Source organism: Pseudoflavonifractor phocaeensis (genome assembly GCF_016901735.1).
Taxonomy (GTDB): domain Bacteria; phylum Bacillota; class Clostridia; order Oscillospirales; family Oscillospiraceae; genus Pseudoflavonifractor_A.
Window position 1 is genome coordinate 1 of sequence record NZ_JACLZC010000267.1, and the last position, 204, is coordinate 204.

At 65.7% G+C, this 204-nt stretch carries 1 protein-coding gene; it reads right to left on the reverse strand.

What is annotated here, in order from left to right; all coding sequences use genetic code 11:
- A partial coding sequence (locus tag H7U37_RS15530) for an InlB B-repeat-containing protein (protein ID WP_204877060.1) occupies nt 1-204 on the reverse strand: 204 nt, incomplete at both ends.

Sequence of the window (204 nt, forward strand, 5' to 3'; positions counted from 1 at the left end):
GCCCTCAAAGCCCACCATCTTCCAGCCGGCATAGAGGGTGAGGTCGCCGGTGACGGGGGCGGAGAAGTCATAGAGGGTGGTGCAGGCAGGGTCGGCATACCAGCCGTTGAAGGTAAAGCTGCCGTGTACAGGGTCGGCGGGCTTGGCCACGGTGCCGTTTTCGGCCACGGACTGGCTGTCCACGGAGGAGCCGCCGTTGGTCTC